The sequence below is a fragment of the Lewinella sp. W8 genome (assembly GCF_004375085.3).
In the GTDB taxonomy this organism is placed as follows: domain Bacteria; phylum Bacteroidota; class Bacteroidia; order Chitinophagales; family Saprospiraceae; genus Neolewinella.
The window spans coordinates 48,811-64,421 of record NZ_SNAQ03000024.1 but is presented as its reverse complement, the minus strand read 5'-3'; the positions used below and the strand labels follow the sequence as shown (position 1 = coordinate 64,421).

12 protein-coding genes are annotated in these 15,611 nt (G+C 54.9%); 7 read left to right on the top strand and 5 right to left on the bottom strand.

Annotated features, from left to right (window positions below; genetic code table 11):
* Position 1: 1 nt before the first annotated feature.
* The 5 genes from E1J53_RS21440 to E1J53_RS21420 form a co-directional block, all read right to left on the bottom strand.
* Complete coding sequence (locus tag E1J53_RS21440) at positions 2 to 3,424, bottom strand: hypothetical protein (RefSeq protein ID WP_134272206.1); 3,423 nt, start codon at positions 3,422 to 3,424, stop codon at positions 2 to 4.
* 60 nt (positions 3,425 to 3,484) lie between these two features.
* Positions 3,485 to 4,207: an SDR family oxidoreductase gene (locus tag E1J53_RS21435; RefSeq protein WP_134272207.1), complete on the bottom strand. Its 723-nt coding sequence runs from the start codon at positions 4,205 to 4,207 to the stop codon at positions 3,485 to 3,487.
* 196 nt (positions 4,208 to 4,403) lie between these two features.
* Positions 4,404 to 5,909, bottom strand: a complete 1,506-nt coding sequence (locus E1J53_RS21430) for a serine hydrolase (RefSeq protein ID WP_134272208.1) — start codon at positions 5,907 to 5,909, stop codon at positions 4,404 to 4,406.
* Positions 5,910 to 6,129: 220 nt separating this feature from the next.
* Positions 6,130 to 8,724 (bottom strand): ankyrin repeat domain-containing protein, encoded by a 2,595-nt coding sequence (locus tag E1J53_RS21425; RefSeq protein ID WP_134272209.1) that lies wholly within the window; start codon positions 8,722 to 8,724, stop codon positions 6,130 to 6,132.
* Between the two features lie 8 nt (positions 8,725 to 8,732).
* Entirely contained in the window at positions 8,733 to 9,113 is a 381-nt protein-coding gene (locus tag E1J53_RS21420) for a BlaI/MecI/CopY family transcriptional regulator (RefSeq protein WP_134272210.1), read from the bottom strand.
* Positions 9,114 to 9,377: 264 nt separating this feature from the next.
* Between E1J53_RS21420 and E1J53_RS21415 the strand changes: the two genes are divergently transcribed.
* The 7 genes from E1J53_RS21415 (at position 9,378) to E1J53_RS21385 (ending at position 15,537) form a co-directional block, all read left to right on the top strand.
* The gene (locus E1J53_RS21415) at positions 9,378 to 10,178 is read left to right on the top strand and encodes a patatin-like phospholipase family protein (RefSeq protein ID WP_134272211.1); all 801 of its coding nucleotides are present in this window, start codon (positions 9,378 to 9,380) and stop codon (positions 10,176 to 10,178) included.
* Between the two features lie 157 nt (positions 10,179 to 10,335).
* Positions 10,336 to 10,875, top strand: coding sequence for a peroxiredoxin-like family protein (locus E1J53_RS21410; RefSeq protein WP_134272212.1), 540 nt, complete (start codon positions 10,336 to 10,338; stop codon positions 10,873 to 10,875).
* Positions 10,876 to 10,975: 100 nt separating this feature from the next.
* Positions 10,976 to 12,490 carry a GH3 auxin-responsive promoter family protein gene (locus E1J53_RS21405; protein WP_134272213.1) on the top strand — a complete coding sequence of 505 codons (1,515 nt, stop codon included), beginning with the start codon at positions 10,976 to 10,978 and terminating at the stop codon, positions 12,488 to 12,490.
* A 23-nt stretch (positions 12,491 to 12,513) separates the two neighbouring features.
* On the top strand, positions 12,514 to 12,654 hold the full coding sequence (locus tag E1J53_RS21400) for a hypothetical protein (RefSeq protein ID WP_154640268.1): 141 nt from the start codon (positions 12,514 to 12,516) through the stop codon (positions 12,652 to 12,654).
* A 106-nt stretch (positions 12,655 to 12,760) separates the two neighbouring features.
* Entirely contained in the window at positions 12,761 to 13,528 is a 768-nt protein-coding gene (locus E1J53_RS21395) for an ABC transporter ATP-binding protein (protein WP_134272214.1), read from the top strand.
* A complete protein-coding gene (locus E1J53_RS21390) occupies positions 13,521 to 15,206 on the top strand; it encodes a hypothetical protein (RefSeq protein WP_134272215.1) in 1,686 nt (561 codons plus the stop codon). Before E1J53_RS21395 ends, E1J53_RS21390 begins: the two co-directional genes overlap by 8 nt.
* Positions 15,207 to 15,231: 25 nt before the next feature.
* Positions 15,232 to 15,537 (top strand): GNAT family N-acetyltransferase, encoded by a 306-nt coding sequence (locus E1J53_RS21385; protein WP_134272216.1) that lies wholly within the window; start codon positions 15,232 to 15,234, stop codon positions 15,535 to 15,537.
* Positions 15,538 to 15,611 lie beyond the last annotated feature (74 nt).

Below are 15,611 nucleotides of genomic sequence, written 5' to 3'. Positions count from 1 at the left end.
GCTATTCTTCGCCTGGCTCCTTTGGTAAGAACACGGCATCCTGCGCGCCGTCGCCCCGCTTCTTTTTCCGCTGCTGAAGGGACTTTATGGCTTCTAACACCGCCCGATTATCCGGGTAGCGCACCATCTTTTTCATGTACGAACGCGTTGGTTCGGCCAGCAAGCGCCCCAGCGGAGGCAACACGATAAAGGCACTGTCCGGGCCCAGGTGTCGGTGAATTTCCCGGTTAATGTTGTCTCTCCGCTTACCGAGGTCCTTCAGGGCAATTTCCCCGCCAAGACTGGAGGTAATGTCTCCCTCGTTCAGGCGGAAGGGCAGGTTGATGGTCATGAAGGTATCCACCAGGGCCAGTCCCCGGAGGGTAGTGTCCCGCAGGTAGTCATCCCAACGGATGGGAATGCCCGTCATACCGCTGTTCAGCGCCGCGTTGGTGGTGGCGCTCAGCTCGCTGATGTAGGGGTAGCGATTCATGTATCCCAAATTCTCAAGAAACTTGTCGCGCACGAAGCGGGAGGCGGCGTTGCGCATACTGATCAGAACGATCGTCCGATCAAAAAAGCGCTGAAATACCGTATCCGTTACGCTGCGGGCCTTCATGTGCTGGAGCAGGTAGTAAAGGCTACTGATGCCGGAGTTTTCGGCAGTTCCCGCATCCACGAAGTGCCCCTTGCCCGGAATACGGGCGGCCGGACTGGCCACCGGAAACCGGTTGGAGAGAAAAGTGGCCTGTGGGTAGGAGATGACTTCGGTTTCGCGGTTTTTGGCCAGCGACGGCTTGCGGGTCAGGTCGATGGTACCCCGCACGGGATTTTCCCTGAGGGGAAACACGGTGCCGAGTCGTCCGTCTTCCGAGTTGGCCGTATTCACGATCATGAGCGGCAGCGTCGTCTGGTCCTTCCAGATGTGCCAGAAGGGCTGTTCGTTGATTTCATCGTAGGTCCAGCCGGGTTGCCGTTCACCGACGATGTTGAGGTAGGCGCGGGCCATCCCTTCCTGCCGGTCTTCCAACTGCCAGGGTTCCAGACCGGGAAGGTCTGGCCAGTAGTTATGGGGGAAGCGGGTGAGCAAGCCCGCAAAATCTCCCGCCAGGAAGTTGGTGCTGCCAATGGAGTCGATCAGCTGCCGACGGCGTTCGGGACTTAAGTCCTTCCGCGCCCGCAGGAAGGTGTACATCGAAATGCCGATTGTCCCTCCGCTGGCGCCGCTGAGAGCAAACACCTGGCCGTCGAACAGGCTGTCTTCCTCCATGGCCTCCAGGTTGAGCATCGTCCAGTAGCAGGCCTTGAGCCCGCCGCCGTCGGCGGCGACAAGGATGATGGGCTGGTCATCGTCGGAGTTGTCCAGAAAGGTTTTCGTGAAGTCCCGTAGGTCGGGAGCCTCGCTGTTCTGGGTGGACGTATACGTGATCTCGTGGTAACTGTTTCCGAGGTAGGCGGTGGCCAGCAGGACGATGATGATGGCCGCCCCCCAGAAGAAATTGGCCGCCGAGACCGCCTGGTAGGGAACCCCCGCGTTCTGCGGGTTGATGTGGTGGAGGTACCGTCCGTAGCGGTCCCGAAGCAGCAGGTATCGATCCACGAGGATGATGCTGGCGATAACGCCGTTGATCAGCAGCAGATAAATGTTCAGAGGGTTGAGTCCCTGAATGAAGGGGGAGGACACGAATCCACCCCAGCTGAACCCCACCAGAAAGAACAGCCCGGCACAGATCACCAGAATGGGATTCGCCAGGAGCATCACCTGAACGACGAAGTAGTCCATCCAGTCCATCATTCGGTCCGTTGGCCAGTGGTGACTTTTGAGCCTTCGGTTAAAGGTGAACGACTGGAAAAAGGGCAGGTAAACCGTAAGCCAGGAAAAGGCAAATATGGAGACGATGAGAAAGCAGAGGAACAGCAAAAACGATTGATGCCAGGGTGCCCCCTTGATGCTGAACACCAGGGTGGCCAGGAAGAGGGCCAGGGCAATCAGCGTGGACGCAAGCCCGGTCCAGAACATATTTCGGTCAGACACGAAGTAGGCCCAGTCGGTCCGCTTCAGGTACACGTCTCCGTGCCGATTTCTTTTTTCCCGGGCCCTTTCCCGCAAGCGTTGGGCCAACGACAAACTTTGCGGATAGGCTACTTCCCGGTAAATGCGGTATTCCCGAATTCTTCTTCGCCGGGCAATGTTCAGGCTCCGCATGGCCAAGACGGTATACAACAGCACGCCGAAACCAACCAGCGGGACGATGGCCCCCGACGCGGCGGACATATCCGCCCGGTTACCGAAGTAGATGTCCGCACACAATCCAATCAGGGTCAGAATGTAGAACATGCCGAGGAATGCCCGAAAGCGGTGAAAGCTCACCGGCGGGTAATCGCGATCCGTTTCAATATCGGAAAGGTAGCCCGGTGGAGGAGATTCCCTGGAGAGGGTATCGAGCTGACTGAAGGCCCGTTTGTGGAGAAAGAGCCAGTAGAAAAGATGGGGTCTTCGCCAGCTGAAGTAACTGCCGTTGTGGAGGCGGTTGATGATGTCCCAACTTTTCTGACGCGACGAAAACTGCTGGTCGGAGAACGCGAGGTAGCTGGGCGCAAACCAGATGATGATTACGGAAGCCGGAAAGAGGAAGATGGAAAAGAGCAGGAAATTTCCCGGAGAACGGACCAGCTCGATGAACAGCCCGTCGAACTGGTCCATTTTGGTGAAGACCACGGACACAATCCCGATCGAAATCAGGGCCGGATAAAAGTAGTTGCCGTACTGGCGGAAAAAATTGAGGATCGGGCTACCGAAGTCCTCTAGGAAGTAGCGGATGAAGGTGCCGAATCCGAGAAAGAATCCCGCCAGGCGGCTGACGATGGCGATGAAGTACAGCACCCGGAAACCCGTTTTGGTCAGTACGTCCTCGTTTCCCTCAATCAATTGAGCGTAGTAACTGTACAGCGCGCTGTTGCTGATGAGCATCACCAGGAAAATGAAGATGGCCAAAAACAAACCCCGATTGGCGCGGAAGGTATTGCTCCAGTTGGAAGCGCCCTGCTTGGCGTAGCGGGTCGTCCGGTCGGTGGCTTCTTTCCAGAGCCGGGACCAACCAAATTCCCGCACCACCACCCGGGTGGCCACCTCGGTAGTCGTCAGGTCACTGCCCTTACACAACAAGAAGGTGAGCAGCAAGAGGAGAATCAGCGAAAGGTCAAAGGCAAAACTGAAAAAAAAGCTGGCGGCACTCTGTTCCCTGACGTACTCGATGACCCAGGCGGCATCGGGAGACAGCAGATCCAGGTAGGAGGCGATCAGTGGGGAAGGGGTGGCTGGAGCCCGCAGAAAATACAGGACAACCGTAAGCAGCAGCACGACGCCGACAATCACGGCGTCGCGGGTATTGGAAAACCACCACCTGACGAGCGGAGGAGGTTTCTTCGAGGTGTTTTTCGACATGAAAGATGGGTGGTCTTGCACCCAAGATAAGTCTTTCCCGAAAGTCGCTGCGGGTCCCCTTTATTTTTGGGGTGGCATGCTGGGCCGGACCTCCACCTTACTGGGTAGGGTGCGGGCCGGAAGTCGTAGCAAGTCCACCACGATCTGGCCGATGTCTTCCGGTTGAATTTTCCAGCTGTCCGAAGGGTTCGGAGTATGATTGTTGAAGTAAGTCGCTACGCTTCCGGGCATAATGGTCGACACCTTGATTCCTTCCTGGCGTACGTCCAGCATCATGGCCTGGGTGAAGCCCACTAAGCCGAATTTTGAGGCGTTATAGGCGGCTCCACCGGCGAAGAAATTAGTGCCCGCCAGGCTGGCGATGGTAAACAGGTATCCCTTGCTGTCCTTCAGGGCGGGAAGGCTGGCTTTGACCGTATTGAAAACGCCGGTCAGGTTGATATCGATGGTGTCCTGCCACTGCTGGCTGGTCATGGACTGAATCGGCGCGAAATGCCCCACACCGGCGTTGGCCACCACGACGTCAATACTGCCAAATTCCTGTAGGCCCAGCGCAATGGCGGATTCCTGAGCGGCCAGGTTGCGGACGTCGGCTTCCAGCCCGAGGGCCCTTGCCGGATAGCCCTTGGCGTTGAGGGCGTCGGCGGCTTCATTGGCGGCCTTTTGGTGGCGGCTGGTCAGTACGACGTTTACTCCTTCGGACATCAGTGATTCGGCTACGGAGAATCCAATTCCCTTGCTGCCTCCGGTAACGTAGGCGGTCTTATTTTCTAGTGCATTCATGCCGCTACCAACGCACGCAACTGATGGGTAGTTTGCTTCCTGACGAACAAAAGTTGCTGAGTAAGGATAGGCGGGCGACGGCGCGCGGGTGCAACGGAATACTCGGCTCAGCCAATGCAGGTGCGATGAAATGGAGTCACTGACCGCTTCCGGCGCGTCTCAGGGCCAACTTTCCGCGAACCGATATTTAGTAGCCTCACTCTTTTCGTTGCAATAAGGCTTCCAAAGCTTTTTTCCCTGCCGCATAATCGGGATTAATGCGCAGCGTGGTTTCGTAACACGATTTTGCTTTTTCGCGCTGGCCGAGATGCAGGTAGGCATTGCCCAGCAATCGCCAGGCGTAGGTCGACTGGTCGTTTAGCGTGAGATAATATTCCAGTATCTCCCTGGTGGCGGTCCAGTTTTTTCCGTTTTCGAGAACGGCCCCCGTCGTCAGAATCGCATCATCCTCCACCACGTAAATGTCGGTGGTGTCCCGTTTCAATTGCGCCCAGCGGGAAGCGGCACGGGCCATCCCCCCTTCCCGGTAGGCGTCGGTGAAGGGATATTTGGCGGAAACCGTATAGGTCTTGGCCCGCTGCTCGAACAGGCATTCTGAAACCGCGTTGATGATGCGGGCCGTCCTGGAGAAATCCCGGTTGGCCATGACGACCACGGAGATACTGTCTTCGGGATAAACGTACATCAGCGCCTCGAAGCCCGTGTCGTTCCCCTGATGCATAATTATCGGGCGATCCAGATAGGATTTGACAAACCAACTCAGGCTTACCCGGTCACCCCAGGGCGTTTCGGCAGTGGGGGTGGTGAGGAGGGAGAAGTAATCCGCACCAATGACCTGCTCCCCTCCGTACCTTCCCTTGTTGGCCAGGAGCATGCCCCAGTGACACATATCCCTCAAGGTTGTGTGAAGGCCGGAACTGGGAAAGTAATTTTCTGAATAGGGGTAAGGGGACCATTTCTGGGTGGTCAGTCCGTAGGAGTAAGGAACCGCCCAGTGGCTTGGCAGGTCTCCGCGGGGCTTAGCGTATCCGCTATCCTTCATACCGGAAGGCAAGAGAATATTTTCCTGGACGAACTCCCCAAACGACCCGCCACCGGCCCGGCTTACGACAATCCCCAGCAAGTCAAAGGCAGAATTGCTGTAGCTGAATTCGCTGCCCGGAGCAAAATCCAGGACCATCGGCCTAATGTTCTTCAGGTTTACGTCCAGGGCGTCACGGCCGTAAACCGGATTGTCCCAGTCGCCAACACTCACGTGTCGGGGGATTCCGGATGTATGGTTCAGCATCTGCCGGAGGGTGATTTGCCGGTACCGCTCGTCCTTCATTTCAAACTCGGGAACGTGTTGGACGAATAAATCATCCAGCTCAAGCTTCCCCTGCTCCACCAATTTTACCAGCGCAGCTGCGGTAAAGGGCTTGGAAACCGAAGCAATATGAAAAACGGTACTCAGGTTGGCGGGAAGGGACCGTTCGATATTCGCGTAGCCGAAGGTCCTGGCGTAAAGAATCTGGTCTCCTCTGGTGACGCCGACGGCCAGGGCGGCATCATTATTCGTCAGACTTCTTAGTTTTAGCAGGTAGGGGGTTAAAACCGCATCTAATTTACGGCCCTCGCTCCCTTGAATAATGGTGTCGCCCGTCTGGGCCAGACAAATGCTTTGCGTCAACAGGGCTATCATTAAGGTGATGATTCTGGGCATGGTGGTCTTTAGTTAATTCATACTAAAATATGGCCCACACCTTCAATAGCAGTGGGCCCTGGGGATACAAATGACCGGAGATGACCAGGATTTAACTTTAACTACCTGCCTTGTGACCTTTTTTGGGGAGCCCCGTCTCAAGGGCATAGAGAGCAATAACTAGTTTAGAGGTGTATTTTAGTAAGAAACGCCGCTGCCATTTTGGACAGCGGCGTTTTTTTTATTTCAGCACCTTAGCCAGGGCAATATGCCCGGCAGATTTGGCCACCTCACTGGCTGTTTCTCCAAGGCTATTCTTTTGCCCGGGGTTGGCTCCCTTTTGGAGTAATAGTTCGACCAATTCATCTTCCCCGGAACGGGCGGCCTGCATGAGGGGTGTCCAGCCTTCGATGGTCGTCTTCAGTTGCATGTGGGGTGCGTCTTCCTGCAGCAGTCCATCCAGCTGATCCAGGTCTACCGACCCGTCGTTATTCGTCAGGTCGCGGGTAACGTCGTATATTTTTACCCGGTGGCCCACATTGGGGTCTGCGCTCTCGTCGATCAGCAACGTTATGGACTTATCCTCCTCTTCGTTCACAGCCAGGAAGAGCAGTCCGGCGTTTTCGTGCACCACCATTTGTGCCTGCGAAGCCTTTTTGTCAACGGTGTTGATGGCCACGTGTTTGATGCTGGTCGTGTGCTTGAGGTCAGCTCCCGCGTCAATCAGCATCCGCATCATTGCCGGATCGCCTTCCCGCACGGCCATCGTCATCGCCGTGTGATTGTTTTCATCCTGAAGGTTAACCTTCGCTCCGGATTCCAGTAATAGACTCGCGGCTGCTACCTCGCTTTCCCTTACGGCTTCCATCAGTGGGGTGCGCTGGTATTGGTTGAGGGTGTTTACGTTGAAACCTTCGTCAATCAGCTGGACCAATAAATCCACATTTCCGTTTTTGCTCGCCTCAAAGAGCATGTCTTCCCGCAGGGGCGGGAGTTCGGCGGAACGATCTTTGGTGAAAACGGAAATGATGGTGGATGCATCTTCTTCCACGGCGTAATCAATGGGCATTTTGCCCCGGTCATCGGCAATACTCAGATCCGCTCCCGCCTTCATCAGGTAAATTACAATGCCGTCTTCATCTTCCTCGGCGGCGTAAGAAATCGGTGTGCGGCCCCGCTCGTCCCTTTCGTTGATGTCGGCTCCCAGATTTTCAACCATGTGCATCAGGATATCCAGATTTCCTTCTTCGGCGGCTACGTGCAGGGCAGAAGACCCTTCCAGTCGGGCTCCGGCCTCCACCAGGATATCAAATATTTCCCGATGATTTTCCGAAGCAGCCATGGATAAGGCAGACTTATTCCACTGGTCGCTGCGACTATTGATATAGGCACCGGCATCAAGGAGTAACTTTAGGGTATTCACCGCATCCTCGTCGGCGGCCTCAATGAGGGCCGTCCAACCATATTTATTGGTGTGGTTGACGTCCGCTCCGGCTTTGAGTAAGTCTTGCGCAATCTCTACCTGGTCCCCCCAGGCAGCCCACATCAGGGGAGTGAAGCCGTTGCGGTCTTCCGCTTCCAGGAGGTCCTCGTTTTTGATTAATTCGGATACTTTTTCCCGCTTGCCCGCAATGATGGCTTCGATGAGGGCCTTCAGTTCCGGGTCGTTGGTGTCCACAATGGTGGGAAAGAAATCCGGAATTTCCTCACTATTCACGGGAGCGTCGGGGAGTAATTCCGTGGTCGGGTTGTTGGACAGTTGGGTCAGGGTAAGCCCCAGAGCTAAACAGACGAAGAGGACACCGGTAGTCAGTACCCCCTCCCGGAAGGAGGCACCGGAAAAACCGGTGGCAAAAAGGCGGTAGATACGACCGCGGAATCCACCGGCGTTGCCTGCGTAGGGTAGGCTTAAATTATACGTTTTCATGTTCATGGTTTGGAGGTGAATTAAGGTTTCGGCGTAGCTCTTGCGTTTGCCGGTTATGTCAATTGCCAGGTCATCACAGCAGTGTTCCCGTTCCTCGGCAATGCGGGAACTCATCCACCAGGCGCCCGGGTGATAGAAAAAGACGATGGTGGCCAGTTGCTGTAGTAAATTGATGAGGTAATCGTTGCGCGAAATATGCGCCAGCTCATGGGCGAGAATATTGTAAATCTGGCTATCGGTAAGGGAAGAGAAAAGCTTCTCCGGCAGGATGACGAACGGACGCAGCCAGCCTACGGTAAAGGGGGAGGAAGAGCGATAACTCAGTAGATAAGTCACCTTTCGACTGACGTTGAGTCGTTCTTCCAACTCACGAATCCTTTCTTCCCAGTCGGGCGGCAGCAACCGGGTCCCGTACGATTTTAGCCGTTGGAGGTAAGCCAACTGCCCCAGGAACCGCAGGAGTAAAATCAGGATTCCCATTAACCAGATGGTCACGATCAGGGGAAGATGGCGATCAAAGTAGGCCTCAGCCCGATCCGCAAAACTCATGGCGGTAACGGTAGCCCGAGCCTCGGTGTCTTCCACCATTTCTACTGGTGAGGGTAGGGGACTCCCCGCGTCGTAATCAGGTGGATGCACAGTGGTAGAGACATCGGCCGCCGGGCTCGCTATTTCCGGACGCGAGTATTCGGGCTGAAGGTAAAGTCGACCAAAGGTGAACACAGCCGTCAGAACAAAGGCCCCAAGCAAGCCCGCCGCCATAAAGTGCCGGGCTTGCGGACTGTACTTGCGCATCAGGACTAGCAATACCCCCAGGATCAGAGCGTATCCGGCTCCCTGCCAGAGCGAGTGTAGCAGCGTCCATCCCAGGGCATCGACCAATTCCGGAGAAAGAAATTTTTCAATCATGACGGCCACTATTCTTCGTCGATGTTATTGATGAAATCCTTCAACTCCTGAATCTCCTCCGGGGTGGCCCGATGGTTACCCAGCGCACGCATTACCATGGACTTGGTAGATCCCCCGAAGGTGCGCGTCAAAAAGCGATCAAGCAGTTTATCCTGCACCGCTTCTCGTTCAACTGCCGGGGAATACAGATGCTTTCTCCCGGCACTCTCCCGACTAAGCAGACCATTCTGGTGCATGAGCTGCATCGTCTTAAGGATAGTGGTGTACACTACCTGCTTCTTCTCCGACAGGATTTGATGGACCTCCCGGACGCTGCGGGGGTGGGCTTCCCAGAGTACTTGCAGAATGGCAAGTTCGGCGGCGGTAGGCTGATTTTTGTCAACTGACATGGCTTGATACGATTGTTTTCGTAGCTAAAGTACGGGGGATTTCGTATATACGCAAGTTAACGTACGATAAATTTCGTAATAGAATGTTTTACTGCTGCTGACCAGGGTAGGGGGCAGGCGTGTTTACCTTATATTCGCCTACTGCTCTCGCTGGGATTCACGGTAGCCCTTCGGAAGTTAGCGGTAAATAGGCTGCTGCAATGGGTCGGTCAACTTTCCGGACCACTTGGCTGTCTTTTTTCCGTGAGTCAAGACCATGAAACGATGAAAATAGGGTTAACCCTCTCTGGCGGGGGGGTTAGGGGAGCAGCCCACATCGGGTTGATCCGGGCTTTGCTGGAGGCCAATATCGTACCTGATCGTCTGGTGGGCGTCAGTGCCGGGGCCATCGTGGCTTCGATGTATTGCCTGGGTTTAAGTCCGGACGAAATGATGACCCAGGTGCTTCGTTCCTCCCTGGTGAAGTTGATCAAGGTGGGCTTTCCGACCACGGGGCTGACGAAGCTAGACTACCTTAAGGAAAGGCTGGCGGTTTTTCATCCGAATAACGACTTCAAGGATTTGCGCTACCCGCTGCACATCGGAATCACCAATCTGAGTACCGGGCAGCTGGAGCTGCACCACGAAGGCCCTCTACACGATATCCTTGCCGCCAGCTGTTCAATTCCCTTTGTGTTCAAGCCGGTCATTATTAATGGTGTCCACTACGTAGATGGTGGGGTGATTAAAAATATGCCGGTAAGTCCATTGATCAATGAAGCCGACTTCATCATCGGCAGCAACCTCATGCCCTACGATCACTTACCCCCGGCTGACGTGGGCTCGGTCATTAACATTGTCTGGCGGTGTTTCGACTTATCCATCATGGCCAATACCGTTCCCTCCGCTGAGCTTTGCGACATCGTGGTGGAGGCTCCCCGGATCAATGATTACAATATCTTCAATCTGGCCCGCCTGCAGGAACTCCACGATCTGGGCTATACCGCCACGAAAGCCAGGATTCCCGAAATCCTTACGGCCCTCGAACAGAAGCGGGAACTACTCGAAGAAATCGGTCGTGCCTGACCCTTCGTTCAGGCGAATATGGTCTGGCCTCCGACAAGTACGAATTCAAGCCGAAAACAATCGTTACTCATTTTCGAACTACTTGGTAAACTTGTTGTCCTCAATACAATTTATCTTCTGAGAACCTGGGGCTCTGACCTTTACCAAACGCTTGCTTATGCCATCTCCTAACTACGCCGACGCGCTCCACCAAATGCGCACTCACGATGGACGCCTGATCGAAGCCATTAGCAAGAAGCGTCCGGTACTGCTGGTTTTTCTCCGTCATTTCGGCTGTACCTTTTGCCGGGAAGCTTTGAGTGATCTATCCCGCCGTAAACACGAGATCGATAAGCTCGGCGGAGAACTCGTTCTGGTGCACATGTCTACGCCGGAGATTGCCGAAAAATATTTTGCCAAATACGATTTGCGGGGGGTGGCCCACGTGGCGGATCCTCCCTGCCGTTTCTACCAGGGTTTTGGCCTGACGAAGGGGACCGCAAGACAACTCTTTGGTCTTCATTCCTGGATTCGCGGTTTCCAGGCTGGCGTCATTGATGGTCACGGAATCGGGAAAGAACTGGGCGACGGTTTTCAGATGCCGGGCGTATTCGTGATCCTTAACGGCATGGTCCGCAATCAGTTTGTCCACAAACTGGCCGGTGAACGACCAGAGTACGTGGACCTGCTGGCCTCTTGCTGCGAGGTGAAGACCTGAGGTCCCATCGGTTTCGGATTGCCAACCTTCTTATTTATTTTGGGGTTTTAGTGTTGTCGGATGCTTAGTGATTAAGCTGTCCAACCGAAAACCTATCTACATGCTTAAAGTCGTCAATTCACTTTTTCGCTCCTACATCGGCCGTTACCGAAGGGAGTTGGAAAGGCATTACGAAGACCCCTTGGGCATACAGCGGGAAGTATTGCTCAACATTCTCCGGACCAATCGCAGTACGGTTTTCGGTCGGGAACATGACTTCTATGGGTTGATCAAAGATCCGGAGGCCTTCTCCCGTAAAATCCCCGTCCGCAGCTACGAGGATCATCGTCCCTACATCAATAAAGTCCTGGAAGGACAGGGGCGGGTACTGACGGATGAAGATCCAAGGTGGATCGCCACCACCAGTGGCACCACGGGGGCAACCAAGTACCTCCCCCTGACCCAAACGGCCATCAGCGACATCCATTTGCACGGCAGTTGGCTAAGTCTGGCCTGTCTCTACAATAAGGATGAAGACATCCAGGTCTTCAGCGCAAAAAACCTCCTCATCGGCGGAGCAAAAAAGGGACTGCATCCCACCGCCCAACTTCCCCAGGGAGACATCAGCGCCATCATCATCCAGTCTATCCCCCGCATCATGCGTCCGTTTTATATCCCGGATGTAGACCTGGCTACGGCGGTGGATTACGAAAGCAAGATTGAACGGATCGCCCAGCTAGCCGCCCGGGAACCGGGTATAACCGTCCTTGGTGGCGTACCTACCTGGAACCTGCCGCTCTACCGCAGAATTCTCGAAATCCACGGTGGAAAGAATATGCTGGACGTTTGGCCGGGCGCCAGGGTCTTCAAACACGGGGGGGTCAACTTCGAACCTTACCGCGAACAGTTCCGGGAACTCTTCCCCAGTGACAACTTCATATTCCAGGAAATATACAACGCCACTGAGGGCTTCTTCGGGGTCCAGGACCGGGATGACCTGCGGACCATGCTGCTCCTGCTCTCCAACGGTACCTACTACGAATTCATCGCCTGGGAAGACTTCCAGCGTGGTAACATGGAAGCCATTCCCCTGAGCGAAGTACGGCAGGGCACGGTATACGTCATGCTCATCACCACGGTTGCCGGACTGTATCGCTACCCCATGGGCGACCTGATCGAATTTACCGAAACGGATCCCTATCGGATTAAAATATTGGGTCGGACGCAGGAATTCATCAACGCCTTCGGTGAGGACCTCCTCCGCTCGGAAGCGGAAGCCGCGCTGCTGGAAGCCTGCCAAAAAACCGGTAGCGTCGTCCGGGAATACACGGTAGCGCCGGTGTACATCCAGCTTCGGGAAGCGGGACAGCACCATTGGGTCATTGAATTTGAACGGGAGCCCGAAGACCTGGAGGCCTTCAACCGGGCCCTCGATCAGGCACTCATCAACCGGAACTACAATTATGCCGCCAAGCGCAGTAACGATTACGCCATACTGAGACACAACCTGACGGTAGCCCCCGAAGGATTCTTTCGCCGTTGGCTTAAGGAAGCCGGGAAGCTTGGTGGGCAACATAAAGTGCCCCGACTGGCCAACCACCGTCGCTATCTCGAAGACATCCTGCAAAGAATATGATTGATCCTCCGTTACTCTCCCGCATGGCCCTGAAGGTCAGCGACCTGCTGATTTTGCTGCTTTTGGCCGCTGGTTTCTTGGCCCTGGCCTATCTGGCCGATTGGGTTCGGAAAAGAGTCGGCGCTTCTGCAACGCATCCCACGGCAAATGCCCAGGAGGAATAGGAATAGGGAAAAACACCTTGATCTACCGGGGGCAAACCCGGGTCGAAAAATTATCGACCTTTATTCGGAGAAAAATTACCTTTCCGTCTCCACTTAAATCCCCTCCATGTCTTCGATCATCAGCATCAAAAACCTGCACAAAGCCTTCTTCAATAAGAAGGTACTTCACGGCATCGATCTGGAAATTGCCGCCGGCCAGATCATCGGCTACATCGGCCCCAACGGGGCCGGTAAATCCACCACCATCAGAATTTTGGCGGGACTTGACCGGCAGTTCAGGGGCGAGGTCACCGTGATGGGGTATAACGTCAAGGAAGAGCCGCTGGAGGTGAAAAAGCGGATTGGCTACATCCCCGAAGCCGCCGAAATTTATGAGGTCCTCACACCACTGGAGTTTTACGAGCTCGTTGGCGGGCTGCAGGACCTCGAATGGGAAACCACCCGGAAACGCGCCAAACGACTGGAAGAATACCTCCAGTTAAGCTACGCTAAGGACCAACGGATCGACACCTTCTCCAAGGGGATGAAGCAAAAGGTTTTGCTGATCAGCGGACTGCTGCACGATCCCGACCTCATCTTTCTGGATGAACCGCTGGCGGGGCTGGACGCCAACAGCGTGATCCGGGTCAAAGAACTGCTTCAGCGACTCACCGAACGCGGTAAAACCATTTTTTACAGCTCCCACATTATGGAAGTCGTGGAAAAAATCAGCGACCGGATCATCCTGCTCAATAACGGTAAGATCGCCGCCAACGGCACCTTTGAGGAAATCAACCGGCAGGCCCGGTCGGGAAGCCTCGAAAACCTTTTCGCTACCCTGACCGGCGCTACTTCCGAGGCCCTGGGCGACTTTGATTTTACCGCCGATGAATAAGTTGATGATCTGGCTGGTGGGACTGGCCAACCCACTCTGGCAAGCCTTTGGCGCTGATCCCAAAGCCCTCCGACTCATTCTGGCCACCAAACTGAAGATGGACGACCGGGGCGGCTACGTCATGGGGCAACAGCAGAAGCCGAAATCCGGAATGGAGAAACTGGTCTTTTTCTTCATGACGCTCTTCGGCGCGTTCACCATCCTGTTCTTCGTCAAATTGGACCACCACGCAACGGCGGTCAGTCTGGTGTTTTCCTTCTGGGTGATCTACATCGGTTTGCTGCTCATCACCGAGCTCAGCGAAACCCTCTTCGACGCCCGCGATCTCTACGTACTGCTCAGCCGTCCCATTACCGACGTGACCCTGAGCCTTTCCCGCATCCTCCACATTGGGGTTTTTACCGCCAAGTTTGCCCTTTGCTTTGCCGTGCCGGTGGGTATTTATCTCGCGATTTGGGTAGGCCCGTGGCCATTGCTGGTATTCTGTTTTCTGGCGGTGGTAACCGTCGTGATTACCATGACGGGCACCCTGGTCTTCTACCTCATTCTCCTGCGACGCGTACCGGCACAGAAACTGAAGAAAATCATCGGCTACTTCCAGATGCTGGCCACGGGCCTGTTCTTCATCCTCTACCAACTCCCTCAGTTTATGGATTCCTTTGAGGGTATTGAAAACTTCAGGGTTAGTGGTGAGTGGAGTGGCTTTCTCTTCCCCGGCTTCTGGTTGGGCGGTTGGTGGAGCATTCTGGTGGAAGGAGGTGCCACAACTTTGAGTTGGGCTCAGGCCGGTTTGGCCATTTTTGCAGCAAGTGCAGGTGCCTGGTTTTACGTCCGGCAGAGTTCCAACTACGGCGAGAAGCTCCTCGAATTGCGCATGGCGGGCTCCGGCGAAGCAGACGCCGCAAAGGGCCAGGGTAGTGCGGTAAGCGACGAGAACAACCCCTGGTACCGGGAAGCGATTTCCCGGTGGTTCACCCGGCGGGGCGTAGAACGAACTACCTTCCGCTTTACCTGGCGGGTGATGCTTCGGGATATGTCCTTCAAGCAAAAGACCTATCCGTCGATGGTCTTTCTCCCCATTCTCCTGGGGATCATTTTCTTCCGGGATAGTTTCGGCAGCAACCCCAACGGACTGGTGTTTAGCACCAACCAGATCCTGATGACCCTCTATCTCACGGCAATTGTCATCATCACCCCCCTGGGGCAGGCCAAAATCAGTGAGTATTACCGGGCCAGTTGGATTTTTATAGCCACCGCCAATAAGGAAACGGGGGCCTTTGCCTACGGCCACCTACTGGCCGTTCTGGGGATGTTTTTTATCCCCACCATGGTCATCGTTGCGGTTCTGGTACTGATCGTGGGCGGACTAGAATATATCCCCGACATCATCCTGGCCATCGGCGCTAATTTGTTGTTTACCTTTATTTTTCATTACCTCGATAAGCATCTGCCGTTTTCGCAGAATAAGCAGGCCGGAGGGTTTGAAACCTTCGGTCCCTTTCTGGTCGTTTCCGTATCCGCCACCATTTTAGGCTTCGCCCACTACGGACTACGGATGTTACCCTACGGATTGGGCGTTTGGGCGGGAGCGCTAATCCTCTGGATCAGCGTTGCGGTGTGGGCAAACTTCATGCGGCGCGAGCAAAGAATCTTCACGGAACCCAAAACCACCGACTGACGTTTCCTTGCCAAACCCCATCTTCATGAGTGACCAGCCCCACTACGAACTGATCGATAACGAAGCCGAACGCCGTTACGAATTTCACGTCGGAGAACACAAGCCGAGAATCGAATACATCAAGGTGCCCGGGAAGATTTACCTGACGCACACCGAGGTGCCCAAGGCCCTGGAAGGACAGGGTATCGGATCGGCCATCATCAAGGCTGCCCTGGAGGAGGCCGACCGGAACGACTGGACCCTCATCCCCCTTTGTCCCTTCGTAGCGGCCTACATTAAGCGTCACCCGGAGTGGCGCCGCCTGGTCCTGAAGGGCATTAACATTGAATAGAAGGATCGATTCTCCGCTTTTTTAGATATTTCCGCCCCGGAACGTCCGGTGTTGCCGTGTTTAACCCCAATCCA